The 17,298-nt window shown below is 62.2% G+C and carries 20 protein-coding genes; 18 read left to right on the top strand and 2 right to left on the bottom strand.

Going from position 1 to position 17,298, the window contains the following annotated elements; all coding sequences use genetic code 11:
• Positions 1-150 precede the first annotated feature (150 nt).
• From oppB to DZK26_RS09150, 17 genes are all read left to right on the top strand, one after another.
• Complete coding sequence (oppB, locus tag DZK26_RS09070) at positions 151-1,089, top strand: oligopeptide ABC transporter permease OppB (RefSeq protein WP_116899382.1); 939 nt, start codon at positions 151-153, stop codon at positions 1,087-1,089.
• Complete coding sequence (locus DZK26_RS09075; protein ID WP_116899383.1) at positions 1,086-1,994, top strand: ABC transporter permease subunit; 909 nt, start codon at positions 1,086-1,088, stop codon at positions 1,992-1,994. Before oppB ends, DZK26_RS09075 begins: the two co-directional genes overlap by 4 nt.
• 219 nt (positions 1,995-2,213) lie before the next feature.
• Positions 2,214-3,194 carry an ABC transporter ATP-binding protein gene (locus DZK26_RS09080; protein ID WP_116899384.1) on the top strand — a complete coding sequence of 327 codons (981 nt, stop codon included), beginning with the start codon at positions 2,214-2,216 and terminating at the stop codon, positions 3,192-3,194.
• Complete coding sequence (locus tag DZK26_RS09085; protein WP_404976204.1) at positions 3,191-4,240, top strand: ABC transporter ATP-binding protein; 1,050 nt, start codon at positions 3,191-3,193, stop codon at positions 4,238-4,240. Before DZK26_RS09080 ends, DZK26_RS09085 begins: the two co-directional genes overlap by 4 nt.
• Positions 4,237-4,866 (top strand): 16S rRNA (guanine(527)-N(7))-methyltransferase RsmG, encoded by a 630-nt coding sequence (gene rsmG / locus DZK26_RS09090; protein WP_116899386.1) that lies wholly within the window; start codon positions 4,237-4,239, stop codon positions 4,864-4,866. The genes DZK26_RS09085 and rsmG overlap by 4 nt, the downstream gene beginning before the upstream one ends.
• Positions 4,863-5,696, top strand: a complete 834-nt coding sequence (locus tag DZK26_RS09095; RefSeq protein WP_116899387.1) for a ParA family protein — start codon at positions 4,863-4,865, stop codon at positions 5,694-5,696. Before rsmG ends, DZK26_RS09095 begins: the two co-directional genes overlap by 4 nt.
• Positions 5,697-5,712: 16 nt before the next feature.
• Entirely contained in the window at positions 5,713-6,600 is an 888-nt protein-coding gene (locus tag DZK26_RS09100; RefSeq protein WP_116899388.1) for a ParB/RepB/Spo0J family partition protein, read from the top strand.
• 217 nt (positions 6,601-6,817) lie between these two features.
• Entirely contained in the window at positions 6,818-7,195 is a 378-nt protein-coding gene (locus tag DZK26_RS09105; protein WP_181935621.1) for an ATP synthase subunit I, read from the top strand.
• 27 nt (positions 7,196-7,222) lie between these two features.
• Positions 7,223-8,008: a F0F1 ATP synthase subunit A gene (gene atpB, locus DZK26_RS09110; RefSeq protein WP_220337285.1), complete on the top strand. Its 786-nt coding sequence runs from the start codon at positions 7,223-7,225 to the stop codon at positions 8,006-8,008.
• A 62-nt stretch (positions 8,009-8,070) separates the two neighbouring features.
• The gene (atpE, locus tag DZK26_RS09115) at positions 8,071-8,328 is read left to right on the top strand and encodes a F0F1 ATP synthase subunit C (protein WP_258870908.1); all 258 of its coding nucleotides are present in this window, start codon (positions 8,071-8,073) and stop codon (positions 8,326-8,328) included.
• Between the two features lie 56 nt (positions 8,329-8,384).
• On the top strand, positions 8,385-8,858 hold the full coding sequence (locus tag DZK26_RS09120; protein WP_116899392.1) for a F0F1 ATP synthase subunit B: 474 nt from the start codon (positions 8,385-8,387) through the stop codon (positions 8,856-8,858).
• Between the two features lie 3 nt (positions 8,859-8,861).
• The gene (locus tag DZK26_RS09125) at positions 8,862-9,398 is read left to right on the top strand and encodes a F0F1 ATP synthase subunit delta (protein ID WP_116899393.1); all 537 of its coding nucleotides are present in this window, start codon (positions 8,862-8,864) and stop codon (positions 9,396-9,398) included.
• Between the two features lie 66 nt (positions 9,399-9,464).
• Positions 9,465-11,012: a F0F1 ATP synthase subunit alpha gene (atpA, locus tag DZK26_RS09130; protein WP_116899394.1), complete on the top strand. Its 1,548-nt coding sequence runs from the start codon at positions 9,465-9,467 to the stop codon at positions 11,010-11,012.
• Positions 11,013-11,160: 148 nt separating this feature from the next.
• Complete coding sequence (gene atpG / locus DZK26_RS09135; protein WP_116899395.1) at positions 11,161-12,024, top strand: F0F1 ATP synthase subunit gamma; 864 nt, start codon at positions 11,161-11,163, stop codon at positions 12,022-12,024.
• 191 nt (positions 12,025-12,215) lie between these two features.
• Positions 12,216-13,607: a F0F1 ATP synthase subunit beta gene (gene atpD / locus DZK26_RS09140; RefSeq protein WP_116899396.1), complete on the top strand. Its 1,392-nt coding sequence runs from the start codon at positions 12,216-12,218 to the stop codon at positions 13,605-13,607.
• A gap of 169 nt (positions 13,608-13,776) precedes the next feature.
• The gene (locus DZK26_RS09145) at positions 13,777-14,202 is read left to right on the top strand and encodes a F0F1 ATP synthase subunit epsilon (RefSeq protein ID WP_116899397.1); all 426 of its coding nucleotides are present in this window, start codon (positions 13,777-13,779) and stop codon (positions 14,200-14,202) included.
• 145 nt (positions 14,203-14,347) lie between these two features.
• Positions 14,348-14,758: a DUF3465 domain-containing protein gene (locus DZK26_RS09150; RefSeq protein ID WP_116899398.1), complete on the top strand. Its 411-nt coding sequence runs from the start codon at positions 14,348-14,350 to the stop codon at positions 14,756-14,758.
• A 33-nt stretch (positions 14,759-14,791) separates the two neighbouring features.
• On the opposite strand, the gene DZK26_RS09155 is transcribed toward DZK26_RS09150, so the two are convergent.
• Positions 14,792-15,478, bottom strand: a complete 687-nt coding sequence (locus DZK26_RS09155; RefSeq protein WP_147306727.1) for a hypothetical protein — start codon at positions 15,476-15,478, stop codon at positions 14,792-14,794.
• Between the two features lie 68 nt (positions 15,479-15,546).
• On the bottom strand, positions 15,547-16,395 hold the full coding sequence (gene ttcA / locus DZK26_RS09160) for a tRNA 2-thiocytidine(32) synthetase TtcA (RefSeq protein WP_116899400.1): 849 nt from the start codon (positions 16,393-16,395) through the stop codon (positions 15,547-15,549).
• A 45-nt stretch (positions 16,396-16,440) separates the two neighbouring features.
• On the opposite strand from ttcA, the gene DZK26_RS09165 reads away from it, so the two are divergent.
• Positions 16,441-16,644, top strand: a complete 204-nt coding sequence (locus DZK26_RS09165) for a YdcH family protein (RefSeq protein WP_116899401.1) — start codon at positions 16,441-16,443, stop codon at positions 16,642-16,644.
• The last annotated feature ends 654 nt before the right edge of the window (positions 16,645-17,298 follow it).

Here is a 17,298-nt window from a genome sequence, read left to right on the forward strand (position 1 = left end):
GCGAAATTCGAAATCCGAAATCCGAAATCCGAAACGGAAAAGCACCACGAAATCAAGCGGCAGCGTTTTCGTGCTTGGGTTTTCGAATTTGTTTCGGATTTGGTGCTTCGAATTTCGTGCTTTTTGCCAAGATCAAGGGCGATCAGCGCCATGTTGAAATACTCGCTCCGCAGGTTGGCATCAGCCATCCCGACCCTGTTCCTCCTGATCACCTTCGCTTTCTTCCTGATTCGCATCGCGCCCGGCGGGCCGTTCGATTCGGAGCGGGCCTTGCCACCGGAGATCGAGGCCAACCTGGCGGCGAAGTATCATCTCGACGAACCATTGGTGTTTCAGTACGGGCGCTATCTGTGGCAGATCGTCAGGGGTGACCTGGGGCCGTCGTTCCACTATCGCGACTGGTCGGTCAATGATCTGATTGCGCAGGGGGCGCCGGTGTCTTTCGCCCTGGGAGTGGCGGCGTTGTTGCTGGCGTTGGTCATTGGTGTGATCACTGGCGCATGGGCCGCTCTGCGTCAGAACAAGCCGGTGGATTATACGGTGATGAGTATCGCCATGGTCGGTATATCGATTCCGAACTTCGTCATGGCGCCACTGCTAATCCTGTTGTTCGCCATTGTGCTCGGCTGGTTGCCGGCCGGCGGCTGGGCCTTCAGTTTCGACCGAATGATACTGCCGGTGATCACGCTCGCCTTGCCGATGATCGCCTATATCGCACGCATCACCCGCGGCTCGATGATCGAGGTCTTGCATTCGAGCTATATCCGGACCGTGCGCGCCAAGGGGATGCCGGAAAAGGAAGTGATCCTGCGTCATGCACTCAAGCCCGCGCTGCTGCCGGTGATCTCTTATCTCGGGCCGGCTGCCGCGGCCATCCTGACCGGTTCGGTGGTGGTCGAGCGCATTTTCACCATTCCCGGCATCGGCTCCTATTTCGTCCAGGGCGCGCTCAACCGTGACTACACGCTGGTGATGGGCGTGGTCATCCTCTATGGTGTGCTCATCATCCTGTTCAACTTCATGGTCGACCTGCTCTACGCCTGGCTCGACCCGCGCATCCGCTATGACGACGGGGAGGCCGAAACTTGAGTGACGAGGCAACCCGCGACGCCTTCGAGCAGGCGCTCGACACCCGCGAGGTGCGGGGGCGTTCGCTCTACGTCGATGCCTGGCACCGGCTGCTGAAGAACAAGGCCGCCGTGGCGGCGCTGATCGTCCTGGTTGTGATCGTCGCGCTGGTCAGTTTTGGACCGATGCTGTCGGGGTGGGATCACGAGATTCCCGACTGGGATCATTACTCCTCGCCACCATCGCTGGAGAATGACCATATCTTCGGCACCGATGCGCTCGGCCGCGATCTTTTCGTGCGCACCATGATCGGCGGACGCATCTCGCTGCTGGTCGGTTTGGTGGCCACGCTGGTCTCGCTGCTTATCGGCGTGACCTGGGGTGCCTTCGCCGGCTACGTCGGCGGGCGAGCCGACAACGTGATGATGCGCATCGTCGATGCTGTCTATGCCATGCCCTTCATGTTCTTCGTGATCCTGTTGATGGTGGTGTTCGGGCGCAACATCTTTTTGATCTTCGTCGCCATCGGTGCGATCAACTGGCTCGACATGGCGCGCATCGTCCGCGGCCAGACCTTGAGCCTGAAGAACAAGGATTTTGTCGAGGCTGCGCGCGCCAGCGGCGCCACGGAGTGGCAGGTCATCCGCCGCCACATCGTGCCCAACCTGCTCGGCGTGGTCATCGTTTACGTCACACTGACCATCCCGCAGGTGATCCTGGTCGAGAGCTTCCTGAGTTTCCTCGGCCTGGGCGTGCAGGAGCCACTGACTTCCTGGGGCGCACTGGTCAACGAGGGTGCCCAGGAAATGGAAACTGCCCCCTGGTCGTTGCTCTACCCGGCCACCTTCCTGGCGGTAACGCTGTTCGCGTTCAACTTCATCGGCGATGGATTGCGCGACGCGCTGGATCCGAAGGATCGACAGTGAAGTTTCGAAAACAGAAAATAGTGAATAGAAAATAGATGGAGCCAATGAGCAAGGACCGAACAAGTATGGGAATGTTTGGTGCCCTATCGAGGGCAGGCGTGGGTGAGTCATCCGGTTTCAATTCGCGTAAGGCGCTTGCGGCGAGTTCGACTTTCTATTTTCTATTTTCTATTTTCTATTTACTTTCCCATCTCACTGTCAACCCAATGGCTTCTGGCAATGGCTCTCTTAGAAGTTCGTGACCTAACCGTCTCCTTCGACACCCCCGACGGCGTCGTGCATGCCGTCAACGGGATCAGTTTCGATCTCGAGCCCGGTGAGACGCTGGGGCTGGTGGGCGAGTCGGGCTCGGGCAAGACGCAGACCGCGCTGGCGCTGATGGGGTTGCTGGCCGAGAACGGTCAGGCGACCGGCTCGGTGAAGTTCCGCGGCCAGGAACTGCTGGGGATGTCGCTGTCCGAACTGACCCGCGTGCGGGGCTCGAAGATCTCGATGATCTTTCAGGATCCGGTCTCCTCGCTCAACCCGTACATGACCGTCGGTGACCAGCTTATCGAGGTACTGACCCACCACCGTAATCTCAAGAAAAAGCCCGCGCGCGAACGGGCCATCGAGATGCTGCGCCAGGTCCAGCTCAGCGACGCCGAGCAGCGCATGCGCCAGTATCCGCACGAGTTGTCCGGCGGCATGTGCCAGCGCGTGATGATCGCCATGGGGCTTTTGTGCCAGCCCGATCTGCTGATTGCCGACGAGCCGACCACCGCGCTCGACGTGACCGTCCAGTCGCAGATCAATTCGCTCATGGGTGAGCTCTCGACCCAGTCGTCGACCGCAATTCTGCTGATCACCCACGACCTGGGCGTGGTCGCCGGTCTGTGTAATCGCGTCCTGGTTATGTACGCCGGCAAGGAGATGGAAATGGCCGGGGTGGACGAGTTGTTCGCCGACCCGCAGCACCCCTACACCGAAGGGCTGCTGGCCTCGGTGCCGCGACTGGATCGGCACGATTCGGGCATTATGCACGCCATTCCCGGCAATCCGCCCAATCTGCTCGAGGTGCCGGAGGGTTGCCCCTTCCGCGATCGCTGTTCCTATGCCTGGGACAAGTGTCGCGCGCTGCCCGAGTTCGAGGAAGTCGGCGAAGGCCGCTTCAAGCGCTGTCATCTCGAGTCGCTGCCGTCGAAGAAGGAGGCCGGCTGATGCGCAATCCCGTGTTGCAGGTGCGCGATCTCGAGGTGAGCTTCCGCGTCGATACCGGTTGGCTGTTTCATCACGACTACCACAGCATCCGGGCCGTCGACGGGGTGAGTTTCGACGTCTACCCCGCCGAGACCCTCGGCGTCGTGGGTGAGTCGGGTTGCGGCAAGTCGACCCTGGCGCGCGCGATTCTCGGCCTGCAACGGCCCAGGCGCGGCGAAATCCTGTGGCTGGGTGAGGACCTGGTCCAGGTCAGCGAGGAGACGTTGCGAAGGAAACGCCGCGAGATTCAGCTCATCTTCCAGGACCCGCAGGGCTCGCTCGACCCGCGCATGACCGTCGGTGACATCATCGCCGAGCCGCTGAAGACGTTCTTTCCGTCGATGTCGCGCCTGCAGATCCGCGAGCGCGTGACCGGCATCCTCAAGCTGGTGGGTCTGCGGCCCGACCAGATCAACCGCTACCCGCACGAGTTCTCCGGCGGGCAGTGCCAGCGCGTCGGCATCGCCCGCGCCCTGGTGGTCAACCCGCGCCTGGTCGTCTGCGACGAGCCGGTCAGCGCGCTGGACGTCTCCATCCAGGCACAGATCGTGAATCTGCTCAAGGACCTGCAGAAGAAGCTGCAACTGTCGCTGATCTTCATCGCCCACGACCTGTCGATCGTGCGCCACGTTTCCGACCGCATCCTGGTGATGTACATGGGCAAGGTGATGGAGCTGGCCGACCGTTCCAGCATCTACCGTGAGCCGCGCCACCCCTACACGCGTGCGCTGATCGAGTCGGTGCCGATTCCCGACCCGGCGCGCGAACGTGCCCGCGCCCGGCGCTCGCTGCAGGGCGACATGCCCTCACCGCTGAATCCGCCCTCGGGCTGCGTTTTTCGCACACGCTGTCCCTTCGCCACGGAGCTGTGCGCCGAGAAGGTGCCCGAGCTCGAAACCCTGGACAATGGCCACCAGGTCGCCTGCCACCATCACCGCGACCTGCCGCCGGCGCCGACGCCGGGCGAAGAGCGTGAGACCGATACTGGAGAGCGAGCACCATCGTGAACGCCGATGCACAGCGTGCCAGGCTGGATGCCGGCCTGGCGGGTCTCGGACTGACGCTGGATGAGGCGCAAGAGGATTGCCTGATCGACTACCTGGCCCTCCTCTCGCGCTGGAATCGCGCCTATAATCTCACCGCCGTCGACGAGCCGACGGCGATGGTCGACCGGCACCTGATCGACAGCCTGAGCATCCTGCCCTGGATCGAGGGCCGCGAGATCGTCGATGCCGGCACGGGCGCCGGCCTGCCCGGCGTGCCATTGGCGATCGTCTGTCCCGAGCGGCACTTCGTGCTCGTCGACAGCAACGGCAAGAAGGTACGCTTTCTGCGCCAGGTGCGTCGGGAACTGAATCTCGAGAACATCGAGCCGGTACAGGCCCGCCTGGAAGCATTCGAGCCCGATACCGTGCCCGATCAGGTCGTCGCGCGGGCCCTGGCGCCGCTGCCCAGGCTGGTCGAGCAGCTCGGCCACCTGCTGGCCGCAGGCGCGACCCTGCTGGCGATGAAGGGCCGGCTCGAAGATGACGAGTGCGCTGCGGTGGCGGATGCGTACAATGTCGATCGGATCGAACTGAACGTGCCCGGCGCGGATAGCGCCCGCAGCCTGGCCATCCTGAGGAAGTCATGACACAGCGAAAGGCCCGAATCGTGGCCGTAACCAACCAGAAGGGCGGCGTGGGCAAGACCACCACGGCGCTCAACCTTGCTGCCGGCCTGGCCGAACTCAAGCGGCGCGTGCTGCTGATCGACATCGATCCCCAGGGCAATGCCACCACCGGATCGGGTGTCGAGCTCGAAGAAGGCCAGAACACGCTTTGCGAAGTGTTGATGGGCGAGTGCGCGATTTCCGAAGCGGTCGTGCCCGTCGAGGCGATGGGCTTCGACCTGGTGCCGGCCAACGGCGACCTGACCGCCGCGGAGGTGGCGCTGATGGACGAAGACGACCGGGCCAGCGTTCTGCGCGGCGTCCTGGCCAATGCCGCCTCGCGTTATCACCACATCATCATCGATTGTCCGCCGTCGCTGAACGTACTCACCCTCAACGCGCTGACCGCCGCCGACTCGGTACTGATACCGATGCAGTGCGAGTACTATGCGCTCGAGGGGTTGACCGCGTTGCTCAGCACCATCGAGCAGATCCAGGATTCGGTCAATCCGGAACTGGAAATCGAGGGCCTGGTGCGCACCATGTTCGATATTCGCAACAACCTCTCCGGCGCCGTGTCGCGTCAGCTTTCCGAGCATTTCGGCGACAAGCTCTACGCCACGGTGATCCCGCGCAACGTGCGCGTGGCCGAGGCGCCGAGCTACGGTCAGTCGGTGATCCACTACGATCGCGATTCGCGCGGTGCCGTGGCCTATCTGGGCCTGGCCGGCGAATACCTCAGGCGCATGGGCGAGGCGACGCGTACGCCCTCGAATACGGCCCAGGACCTGGCCGCCGAACAACAACTCTAGACCGGAACACACGCCAATGGCCGCTTCACGCAAGAAGAAACCTTTGGGCAAGAACCTCGACGCCCTGCTCGGAAAGACCCGCGCCGCCGCCGAGCAGGCCAGCCCGGAGGGCGAGCTGACCGGCCTGAAGGAACTGCCGGTCGACGTGATCGAACCCGGTCGCTACCAGCCCCGGTCGGCCATGGATCCCGACCGCCTGCAGGAGTTGTCGGACTCGATCAAGGAACAGGGTCTGGTTCAGCCGATCGTGGTGCGTCCCCTGGCAAAGCAGGGCCGCTACGAGTTGATTGCCGGCGAGCGTCGCTGGCGTGCCTGCCGGATGGCCGGCATGGAAACCATTCCGGCCCTGGTGCGCGAGATTGCCGACGAGGCCACGCTGGCGCTGGCCCTGATCGAGAACATCCAGCGCGAGGATCTCAATCCGCTCGAGGAAGCAGGGGCGCTCAGGCGCCTGATCGAGGAATTCGGCCTCACGCACGAACAGGCCGCCCGCAGCGTGGGCCGTTCGCGCACTTCGGTGACCAACCTGCTCAGGCTGATGGAACTCGCACCCGAAGTGCGCGAGATGGTCGACAGCAAGCAGATCGACATGGGTCATGCCCGGGCGCTGCTCACGCTCGAGCGCCCCGACCAGATCCGCGCCGCTCACGAGGTGGTCGACAAGGACCTGTCGGTACGCCAGACCGAGGCCCTGGTGCGGCGCATGCGTGAAGGCGCGCCCGAGCCGAAGAAATCGAAACCCGAGCGCAAGCCCGCCGATATCGAGCGCCTCGAGCAGGAACTGACTGAATCCCTCTGCGCGCCGGTCAGCGTCAAGCACTCGGCCTCTGGCAAGGGCCAGGTCACCATCAAGTACACCAGCCTTGACGAACTCGACGGCCTGCTGGAACGTTTCCGGCGCTAGAGTTCCGCGTTCGCTTGAACTCCACCCGGGAATTTGACGGTTCCCGGCACGGCGGGCGGCAATCGGCTTGCCGCTCGCTTCTCGCCCCTGCTATAATTCTCGGGATTTGTGGCCACCGGTGGTGCTCAGGGCATCGGCGGTGGCATTTTTGTCGATGCGCGATTCCCGTATCGGCAAGCCTGGCATCGACGCAGGATAGTGGCAGGGGACCATACAGGTGCAGGAGAGATTCGCTCACACCGTGGTCTGGCTGCTTCGCCTGCAAGCGGTGCTCAGCGTGCTCGGCGCGCTTGCCTTCGGCCTGCTGGCCGGCGTCCCCCAGGCCCTTGCGGTGCTCGTCGGGGGCGGCATCGGCGTGTTGTTGACCGCGGTCAGTGCACTTCGTGCGGGGGCTGCGACCAGCGAGGCTGAGCCTGCGCAGATGATGGCGGCCTTTTACCGCGCCATGGCGCTGAAGCTGGTGCTGGCGGTGGTGTTGTTCGTCGTCGTCGCCAAATGGTTTGCCGGTTACTTCGCGCCGGTTTTGACAGGATACGTGGCCACCGTGCTGGCCTACTGGATTGCGCTGCTGCGCCTGGGGCGCGCGGCTGAATGATGAATTGAGAGCAAGGACGAGCCGATCGTGAGTTTTGCAGTCGCAGCAGCCGGATCTTCCCCGACCGAATACGTCTCGCATCACCTCGAGCACCTGACTGTGGGCGAAGGGCTGTGGACTTTCCATGTCGACACGCTGTTCTTCTCGGTGGTGCTGGGCGCGCTGATGCTGTTCGTGATGTGGATGGCCGCCCGACGCGCCACGGCCGGCGTGCCGGGCAAGCTGCAAAACTTCGTCGAAGTGCTCGTGGACTTCGTCGACAACTCCGTGAAGGAAAGTTTCCACGGCCCGCGCGAGTTCGTCGCGCCGCTGGCGATGACGATCTTCGTGTGGGTGCTGCTGTGGAATCTGATGGACCTGATCCCGGTCGACTACCTGCCGTTGCTGGCTCAGGCAGTGGGTCTCGAGTACCTGCGCGTGGTGCCGTCGGCCGACGTCAACGCGCCGTTCGCGCTGTCGCTGTCCGTGCTGGTTCTGATTCTGGTCTACAGCGTCAAGGGCAAGGGGTTCGCCGGCTTCGGCAAGGAAATGCTGTTCCATCCCTTCGGCAAGAACCCGCTTCTGTGGCCGGCCAACATTCTGCTCAATCTCGTGGAGCTGGTGGCCAAGCCGGTCTCGCTGGCGCTGCGATTGTTCGGCAACCTCTACGCGGCCGAGCTGATCTTCATCCTGATTGCCATGCTGCCGTGGTGGATCCAGTTCATCCCCGGTGGCGCCTGGGCGGTGTTCCACATTCTCGTGGTGCCGTTGCAGGCCTTCATTTTCATGACGCTGACGATTGTCTACCTGTCGCTGGCGTATGAAGAACACTGATTCGACAAACCCGTAAACCAAGCTCTAAGTAGCAAACCACCAGGAGAAAGAAAGTGGAAGTAATCGCACAAATCCAGGCCAGCACCGCCATCGCCGTCGGTCTGATCTTCGCCTTTGCAGCGCTCGGTACCGGTATCGGCTTCGGCCTGCTGGGTGGCAAGTTCCTCGAAGGCGCGAGCCGCCAGCCGGAACTGGCCGGCATGCTGCAGGTTCGCATGTTCATCATCGCCGGCCTGCTCGACGCCCTGTCGATCATCGGCGTGGCCTTCGCCGCCCTGCTGCTGTTCGCCAACCCGTTGCTGGCTGCCCTGGGCAGTTGATCAGCGCGAGTGACCGTTTACTTCAGACCAAACGCGTATAACTGCAGGGGAATGCTATGGATGTCTCGCTAGGCACCCTGATCGGCCAGGCCGGCACCTTCCTGGTGCTGGTGCTGGTCACGATGAAGTACGTCTGGCCGCCGGTGACCAAGGCCATGGAAGAGCGTCGGCGCAAGATTGCCGAGGGCCTGGCCCAGTCCGAGGAGGCCGAGCAGGCCCTGGACAAGGCCAACGCCGAAGCCGACGAGATCATCCGCGAGGCCCGTCGCAAGGCCGGTGAGGTCATCGAGCAGGCCAGCCAGCGCGGTAATCAACTCGTCGAGCAGGCCAAGGAAGAGGCCATTGCCGAACGCGATCGCCAAGTTCAGGCCGCCGAGGCGGAAATCCGCCAGGCGACCAACCAGGCGCGTGAGGCCCTGCGCGAAAGCGTGGCCTCGCTGGCGATTGCCGGCGCCGGCCGGGTGATCGAGTCCGAGATCGACGACAAGCGGCATCGCGAGATGCTCGACAAGCTGGCCGCGGAACTGTAAGCCATGCTCAACCGGACCACACTTGCCCGACCCTATGCCCGCGCCGCTTTCGAGGCGGCCCGGGATGCCGACGCCTACGATCACTGGAGCGAGGCGCTGGAGTTGGCCTCCGAGATCGCCGGCGCCGAAGAGATGCGCTACCTCGCCGGCGACCCGCGCGTGAGCGGCGATCGCCTGCTCGAACTGTTCACCGGCATCGGCAAGGACCGTTTCGACGAGTCGTTCGAGAATTTTCTTCGGGTGGTCATCACCAACGGTCGCCTGGAACTGCTGCCGGAAATCGCGGCCCAGTACGAGCAGTACCGCCGCGAAGCCGAACAGCGGATCCGGGTCGAGGTGTTTTCGGCCCGGCCCATGGACGACAAACAGTCCAGCGAACTGGCCGAACGCCTCAAGGCCCGCTTCGGGCGGGAAGTGGACATGCACGTCGAGGTCGACGAATCGCTCATCGGCGGTGCGGTGATCCGCGCCGGCGACGAAGTCATCGACGGCAGCGTGCGCGGGCGTCTCGAACAGCTGGGCCGACGAATCAACGCATAAACGGTTCGGTCGCGACAACTATCGGGTCGGCGGCCGGAATGAATTGAATGTTCAAGGATTGCAAAAATGCAGCAGACCCTAAACCCGACTGAAATTTCCGATCTGATCCGCAAGCGCGTGGAGCAGTTCGAAATCTCCTCCGAAGCGCGCACCGAAGGTACGGTGGTCAGCGTTTCCGACGGCATTTGCCGCCTCCACGGCCTGGCCGATGCCATGCAGGGGGAGATGATCGAGTTTCCCGACGAAACCTACGGCCTGGCGCTCAACCTCGAGCGCGACTCCGTCGGCTCGGTGGTGATGGGCGACTACACGCACATCAAGGAAGGCGACACCGTGCGTTGCACGGGCCGCATCCTGGAAGTGCCGGTGGGCGAGGCGCTGCTGGGCCGCGTGGTCGACTCGCTGGGCAACCCCATCGACGGCAACGGACCGATCGATACCGACAGCACCGAGCCGATCGAGAAGATCGCGCCGGGGGTGATTGCCCGCCAGGGCGTCGACCAGCCGGTTCAGACTGGCCTGAAATCCATCGATGCCATGGTGCCGATCGGCCGCGGTCAGCGTGAATTGATCATCGGCGACCGCCAGACCGGCAAGTCGGCGGTGGCGATCGACGCGATCATCAACCAGAAGGGCAAGGGCATCAAGTGCATCTACGTCGCCATCGGCCAGAAGGCCTCGTCGGTGGCCTCGGTGGTGCGAAAGCTCGAGGAGCACGGCGCCATGGAGCACACCATCGTGGTCGCTGCCAACGCCTCCCAGTCGGCCGCGCTCCAGTACATTGCCCCCTACGCGGGCTGCGCCATGGGCGAGTACTTCCGCGACCGAGGCGAAGACGCCCTGATCGTCTACGACGACCTCACCAAGCAGGCCTGGGCCTATCGCCAGGTGTCGCTGCTGCTGCGTCGTCCGCCGGGCCGCGAAGCCTACCCCGGTGACGTCTTCTATCTCCACTCGCGCCTGCTCGAACGCGCCTCGCGGGTGAACGCCGATTTTGTCGAGGAAAAGACCAACGGTAAGGTCAAGGGCAAGACCGGTTCGCTGACCGCGTTGCCGATCATCGAAACCCAGGCCGGTGACGTGTCCGCCTTCGTGCCGACCAACGTCATCTCGATTACCGACGGCCAGATCTTCCTGGAAACCGACCTGTTCAACGCCGGTATCCGTCCGGCCATCAACGCCGGCCTGTCGGTTTCGCGTGTTGGCGGTTCGGCCCAGACCAAGATCATCAAGAAGCTCGGCGGCGGTGTCCGTCTGGCCCTGGCGCAGTACCGTGAGTTGGCGGCGTTCTCGCAGTTCGCCTCCGATCTCGACGAGCAGACGCGCAAGCAGCTCGAGCGCGGCCAGCGCATCACCGAGCTGATGAAGCAGCCGCAGTACACGCCGCTTTCGGTGGCCGAAATGGCGGTCAGTCTGTTTGCCGGAAACGAGGGTTACCTCGACGATCTGCCGCTCAACAAGGTAACGGACTTCGAGGTGGCGTTGCGCGACTACATGAGCAGCAGCCACGAAGACCTGATGAAGAAGATCAACGAAAAGGGCGACTGGAACGACGAACTCAAGGAAGAGCTGAAGAAGGCCTGCGAGGAGTTCAAGAAGACCGGCTCGTGGTGAGCCAGCCTTCAGTAAATCGTAAATAGTGAATAGTAAATAGGCCCGGCCCAATCGGTTTTTCTATTTTCTATTTTCTATTTACGAGTATCGAAAGCTCCGAAGGCAACAGTACAGATGCCAATAGCGAAATGAATCGAAGGCAGCAAATATGAGCGGATCAAGAGAAATCGTCGGCCAGATCAAGAGCATCAAGAACACGCGCAAGGTCACCAGTGCGCTGGAGATGGTCTCGGCCAGCAAGATTCGCAAGGCGCAGGACCGCATGGAGGCTTCTCGGCCCTACGCGCGGATGATGCGCCAGGTGATCGGCCATCTGGCGCACGCCAATCCCGAATACCGCCACCCGTTCACGGTCGAGCGCGAGGAAATCAAGCGCGTGGCCTACATCGTCATGGCGACCGATCGCGGTCTCTGCGGTGGCCTCAACAACACGCTATTCCGCAAGCTCCTCGGCGAGTTCCGCCAGTGGCAGGAAAAGGGTGTCGAGGTGACGATGGTGCTGGTCGGTCGAAAAGCCGCCCAGTTTTTCCGTCGTGTCCAGATCGAGATTTCCGCCGCGACCCAGGATCTGGGCGAGCAGCCGCGCCTGGAGGACCTGATCGGTTCGATCAAGGTCGTGCTGGACGGCTACAGGGAAGAAGAGGTCGATCGTGTCTACCTGTGCTACAACCGATTCATCAACACGATGACGCAGAAGTCCGTCGTCGAGCCGGTACTGCCGCTGCCACCGGCCGAGGACGAACCCATGCTGCAGTACTGGGACTACCTCTACGAGCCCGACGCCGAGCAATTGCTCGACGACGTGCTGACGCGCTATGTCGAGTCACTGATCTACCAGGCCGCCCTGGAAAACGTGGCCAGTGAACACGCCGCGCGCATGGTCGCCATGAAGAGCGCATCGGACAACGCCAGCGACCTGATCGACGACCTGCAACTAGCTTACAACAAGGCCCGACAGGCGGCGATCACGCAGGAGATTTCCGAGATCGTCGGCGGTGCCGCTGCGGTCTGATTGCGAGTGATAAGTGAATAGAGCAAGAAGAAAATAGAAAATAGAAAAAAGTAAATAGAAGGTCTAACTGGGCTTTCCTAATCTATTTTCTATTAACTATTTTCTATTTTCTTATCACTATCGTTTATTTTTGAAACGAGCTGGTTCGCTGAAGCGAGCTTTAGCCAGGACAAACACTAGGATTGAAGCAAATGAGCCAAGGCAAGATTGTCCAGATTATCGGTGCCGTCGTTGACGTGGAATACCCGCGCGGCGAGGTACCCAACGTCTATGACGCCCTGACCGTCGATGACCAGGACCTGATGCTGGAAGTCCAGCAGCAGCTCGGTGACGGCGTGGTGCGCACCATTGCGCTGGGTTCGACCGACGGTCTGACCCGTCATCTCCCGGTTACCAATACGGGCAAGCCAATCAGTGTGCCGGTGGGCACCAAGACGCTGGGCCGCATCATGGACGTCATGGGCAACCCGATCGACGAAGCCGGCGAGATCGGCGAGGAAGAGCGATGGTCGATCCATCGCCAGGCGCCTTCCTTCGAGGAGCAGGCCGCCAGCAACGAACTGCTCGAGACCGGCATCAAGGTCATCGACCTCATCTGCCCCTTCGCCAAGGGCGGCAAGGTCGGCCTGTTCGGCGGCGCCGGGGTCGGCAAGACCGTCAACATGCTTGAGCTCATTCGCAACATCGCCATCGAGCACTCCGGTTACTCGGTGTTCGCCGGCGTGGGCGAGCGTACCCGCGAGGGCAACGACTTCTACCACGAGATGAAGGACTCCAACGTCCTCGACAAGGTGGCGCTGGTGTTCGGCCAGATGAACGAGCCGCCGGGCAACCGCCTGCGCGTGGCCCTGTCCGGGCTGACCATGGCCGAGTACTTCCGCGACGAAGGTCGCGACGTGTTGATGTTCATCGACAACATCTACCGCTACACCCTGGCCGGCACCGAGGTCTCCGCCCTGCTCGGCCGCATGCCGTCGGCGGTGGGCTACCAGCCGACCCTGGCCGAGGAGATGGGCATGCTGCAGGAGCGCATCACCTCGACCAAGACCGGTTCGATCACCTCGATCCAGGCCGTCTACGTCCCGGCCGACGACCTCACCGACCCGTCGCCGGCGACCACCTTCGCCCACCTCGACGCAACCGTCGTGCTGGCCCGCTCCATTGCCGAACTCGGCATTTACCCGGCCGTCGATCCGCTCGACTCGACCTCGCGCCAGCTCGATCCGCTCGTGGTCGGCCAGGAGCACTACGATGTCGCCCGCAAGGTGCAGGGCACGCTGCAGCGCTACAAGGAGCTCAAGGACATCATCGCCATTCTCGGCATGGACGAACTGAGTGAAGAGGACAAACTGACCGTCGCGCGTGCGCGCAAGGTCGAGCGCTTCTTCTCGCAGCCGTTCTTCGTGGCCGAGGTCTTCACCGGCTCGCCGGGCGTATACGTGTCGCTCAAGGACACGATTCGCGGCTTCAAGGGCATCTGCGACGGTGAATACGATCACCTGCCCGAGCAGGCCTTCTACATGGTCGGCACCATTGAAGAGGCTGTGGAGAAGGGCGAAAAGATGGCAGAAAAAGCGGCGTGAGGCCGCGCTTCGAGCCCGCTGGCGGCGTTCTCGGGACGGCCGAAATGCTCATGTACTGGCATGTACACTGCGCTTCCGGCCGCCCTCGGGCCTTTGCCAGCGAACTCGAATCACGCCCTCACTCACTAGAGATGACTAGCACGCATAAAGCGGGCCCGGAGTAGTAAAAATGGCATCAACAATCCATTGCGACATCGTCAGCGCCGAAGCCGAGATCTTCTCGGGCGACGCTGCCATGGTCGTGGTCAGCGGTGAGGAAGGTGAGCTCGGCATCGCGCCGCGCCACGCTCCGCTGCTGACCCGGCTCAAGCCCGGCCAGGTGCGGGTGGTGTTGCCCGAAGGTGGAGAAGAGTTTTACTACATCTCCGGCGGGCTGCTGGAAGTGCAACCTCATGTGGTCTCCGTCCTGTCGGACACGGCGGCGCGAGCGAGCGACCTGGACGAGGCGGCCGCGCTCAAGGCCAAGGAAGAGGCCGAAAAGGCGATTTCCGACCGCTCGGCCGATATGGACATCGCGCAGGCTCAGGCCCAGCTCGCGGAAGCCATGGCTCAACTGGCCGCACTGGAGCGCTTGCGGAAGAAGCTCAAAAGCTGACTGCAACTCGGCCGGTCGATTCCGGCCCGAAAATCGCTATCAAGCAATGCCCCGGGCCCGCGCTCGGGGCATTTTTTTGTCCGAATGGGGTCTATAAGATAAATCTGGTATTCTGAATCCGCCATAAAAAGGGAAGGAGGAAACCATGGGAATGCACTTTCGCGTGCTCATCATCATGGTTCTCGTCATCGGGTTTGCGGGGTGCGGCGGAAACGCACTGCCCGACAACGCGCGTCTTTTGAACGCGTTCGAACAGGGGCGGACCGGCGTCTGGGTCAGCGGGCACGGAACAGTCGCCCAGTTGATCGGCGACGAAACGGTTGCCGGCGAGATTCATCAACGAATCGTGGTCAATATCGACGGCAGTGTGGACGTGATCGTACGGCACTCCGCGGAAAGTTCACAGCGGGTACCGGCAGAGCAGGGTGATACGGTCGCCTTCCAGGGCCGCTACGAGTGGAATGGCCGCGGGGGCGTAATCGGGCACACCCACCACGATCCCGAGCAACCAGGCGATGGCGGCTGGATCCGCCATGAGGGCACGACCTACGACTGATCGTTCGGCGTGGTTGCCGTCAGTAACGCCGGCTCAGGGCTCGTCACCGCTGTAGTGGACCGCCTCGGCCCCGGTGATTTCGCCGACGGTCGCCGTTTCGTGCACGAAAAGCTCGACATCGCGCTCGAACTTCAGGGGGCCTTCGACCGTCACTTCGCGTCCGATGACAATTTTCGGCGGCGAGCCGGCGTTGAAGTTGATGCCCTGGCTTTTGCGCACGGTCAGCGCACCGGCGATAAAGGCTCCTTCGTCGAGCATGATGCTGCTGTTGTTGGTGACCAGCGACTCGGCGCGACTGTCCCTCATTTCGATCGACCCGTTGACCGAGCTCACCTGGCCGTCAATCTCGACGCCATCGGCACTGATCTGCCCGTTGACCGACTCGAGCTCACCGGTTACCCGGCTGCCCCGACCCAGTTCAATGCGGCCATTGACGCTCGAGACGTCTCCGTCGATCGCCACGCCTTCGCCCAGTTCAATGCGGCCGTTGACATTGCTGATATCGAGCGCCCGGGAACCGCCGCCAATCTGGATGCGGCCATTGACGTTGCTGATCTCGCCCTTGACCTCGCAATCCGAACCGATCTCGATCCGCCCGTTGATCAGGGAAACGTCCCCGTCGTGCGTCGATCCGTCTGCAAGTGTGAAGCTATCCGCCAATGCCGAGCAGGCGCCCAGAACAAGCGCCAGAAGGAGTGCGGTAATCGTGCGAGTCAACATGGCTTTGTCCTCCACTGAGTATGGAGCCAAGAATGCACGCTTCCGTCCGGAATCACCAGTGCCTGAAGTCATGGCCGTGCCAGCTGCAAGGAAGCGAAATCGAATAACTCGCGGTCGCACAACTGGGACGGTGCCGCGTTTCCGAGCGCGCGGAAGATCGACATCTTGCGGCCAGGCTTTTCACGTTCCCAGTCGACCAGCATTTGCTTGATGTTCTGTCGTTCGAGATTGGGCTGGCTGCCGCATAGATTGCAGGGAATGATCGGGTAGTCCCGCACCTTTGCCAGTTCTTCCAGATCCGACTCGAGGCAATAGGCCAGCGGACGAATGACGATATTCTGTTCGTCGTCGCTGAGCAACTTGGGCGGCATGGCCTTGAGTGCCGCACCGTGGAACAGGTTGAGAAAAAAGGTCTCGATGATGTCGTCGAGATGATGGCCCAGCGCAATCTTGGTCAGGCCATTTTCGCGGGCATATTCGTAGAGCGTGCCGCGGCGCATCCGCGAGCACAGCCCGCAGGTCGTCTTTCCTTCCGGCACCACACGCTTGACCACCGAGTAGGTGTCCTTCTCGATGACGTGATAGTCCACACCCAGGGACTCCAGGTACTCGGGCAGGACATGCTCGGGAAAACCGGGTTGTTTTTGATCCAGGTTGACGGCCACCAGCTCGAAATCGATGGGCGCGGCCTGCTTGAGGCCCAGCAGCAGATCGAGCATGGCGTAGGAATCCTTTCCGCCGGACAGGCACACCATGATCCGGTCGCCGGGTTCGATCATTTCGAAGTCGGTGACCGCCTGCCCGACCTGGCGCCGAAGGCGCTTGATCAGCTTGTTGGTGTTATATTGTTGCTTGCGTGAATGTGTGTCGTGCGGCTTGTCGTCGACGATGGTCAGCGGCACTGTGGCGCGATTCATGGCTCAATCCGGAAATGTTCCCAAGCCCCTCATTCTAGCCGCTAAGTGACCCAAAACCTCGCCGAAATCACCGCACGCCTGCACGAGCTCCGCCAGGAGCACCGGGATCTCGACCAGGCCATCGAGCGCATGGCCGACAATCCCGCCGTCGATCAGCTCCGCTTGCGCCGCCTGAAGAAGCGCAAATTGCGTCTGCGCGACCAGATTGCCTGGTACGAGAGTCGACTGATCCCCGATCTGGATGCCTGAGTCCGGCTTGCCGGGCAGCCGCCAGGGGTAGTCGCGGTGCTCAACGCGCTGTGGCACCGCGTGGTCTGGTGCGACCGCACGCGGCGGTGGCCTCGACACTTCAAAAGCGGTTTCGCCCGGCCTGCTTCGCAGGCTCTTGCGGCGAATTCCTTTTGCCTCGCGCGGCAAAAGGAATCAAAAGCGCGCTTAAAAGATATCGGACTCGCCGCAGGAGCAACAGACCGTGCGGGCTTCAGAATTTTGCCTCCGCCTTCGCTCCTGCTCCGTCTAGACACATGGTGTCTTCGACATCCCTTGGGCGTAATCTGCATTCTGACAGCCCGACCTTGATCAACCCCCGCATCGGAAAGCGCCGGGATCCGTAGGATGCGTGAAGTGAAGCGCAACGCATCGGCTGATGCGTCACGGCCCTTGACGGGCCATCACGCATCCTACGGGGCTGTTGGCATTCAACGAGGTCGTGGTAATGGGTCGGGCCACGCCACGCCCCGGATCGAAGCCTCGAAGAATCCGGCCGGGCTCGAGCAAAGCCCAAGCCGTAATCCTGTGGAGCCACTCCGCTGGAAGGTTCCTGAGTCGAATCCGTCTGTCTTTTCAGCGCGCTTTTGGTGACTTTTCTCGCGCAAGAGAAAAGTTACCCGCCATCAGCCTGCG

Source organism: Wenzhouxiangella sp. 15190 (assembly GCF_003417465.1).
In the GTDB taxonomy this organism is placed as follows: domain Bacteria; phylum Pseudomonadota; class Gammaproteobacteria; order Xanthomonadales; family Wenzhouxiangellaceae; genus Wenzhouxiangella.

Excerpts from the sequence above, each read along its gene's own strand:
- atpG (WP_116899395.1), top strand. The coding sequence starts at position 11,161 with ATGAGCGGATCAAGAGAAATCGTCGGCCAGATCAAGAGCATCAAGAAC.
- DZK26_RS09145 (WP_116899397.1), top strand. The coding sequence starts at position 13,777 with ATGGCATCAACAATCCATTGCGACATCGTCAGCGCCGAAGCCGAGATC.
- DZK26_RS09080 (WP_116899384.1), top strand. The coding sequence starts at position 2,214 with ATGGCTCTCTTAGAAGTTCGTGACCTAACCGTCTCCTTCGACACCCCC.
- DZK26_RS09100 (WP_116899388.1), top strand. The coding sequence starts at position 5,713 with ATGGCCGCTTCACGCAAGAAGAAACCTTTGGGCAAGAACCTCGACGCC.
- oppB (WP_116899382.1), top strand. The coding sequence starts at position 151 with ATGTTGAAATACTCGCTCCGCAGGTTGGCATCAGCCATCCCGACCCTG.
- DZK26_RS09095 (WP_116899387.1), top strand. The coding sequence starts at position 4,863 with ATGACACAGCGAAAGGCCCGAATCGTGGCCGTAACCAACCAGAAGGGC.
- atpA (WP_116899394.1), top strand. The coding sequence starts at position 9,465 with ATGCAGCAGACCCTAAACCCGACTGAAATTTCCGATCTGATCCGCAAG.
- atpD (WP_116899396.1), top strand. The coding sequence starts at position 12,216 with ATGAGCCAAGGCAAGATTGTCCAGATTATCGGTGCCGTCGTTGACGTG.
- DZK26_RS09120 (WP_116899392.1), top strand. The coding sequence starts at position 8,385 with ATGGATGTCTCGCTAGGCACCCTGATCGGCCAGGCCGGCACCTTCCTG.
- ttcA (WP_116899400.1), bottom strand. The coding sequence starts at position 16,395 with ATGAATCGCGCCACAGTGCCGCTGACCATCGTCGACGACAAGCCGCAC.
- DZK26_RS09150 (WP_116899398.1), top strand. The coding sequence starts at position 14,348 with ATGGGAATGCACTTTCGCGTGCTCATCATCATGGTTCTCGTCATCGGG.
- DZK26_RS09155 (WP_147306727.1), bottom strand. The coding sequence starts at position 15,478 with ATGTTGACTCGCACGATTACCGCACTCCTTCTGGCGCTTGTTCTGGGC.
- DZK26_RS09125 (WP_116899393.1), top strand. The coding sequence starts at position 8,862 with ATGCTCAACCGGACCACACTTGCCCGACCCTATGCCCGCGCCGCTTTC.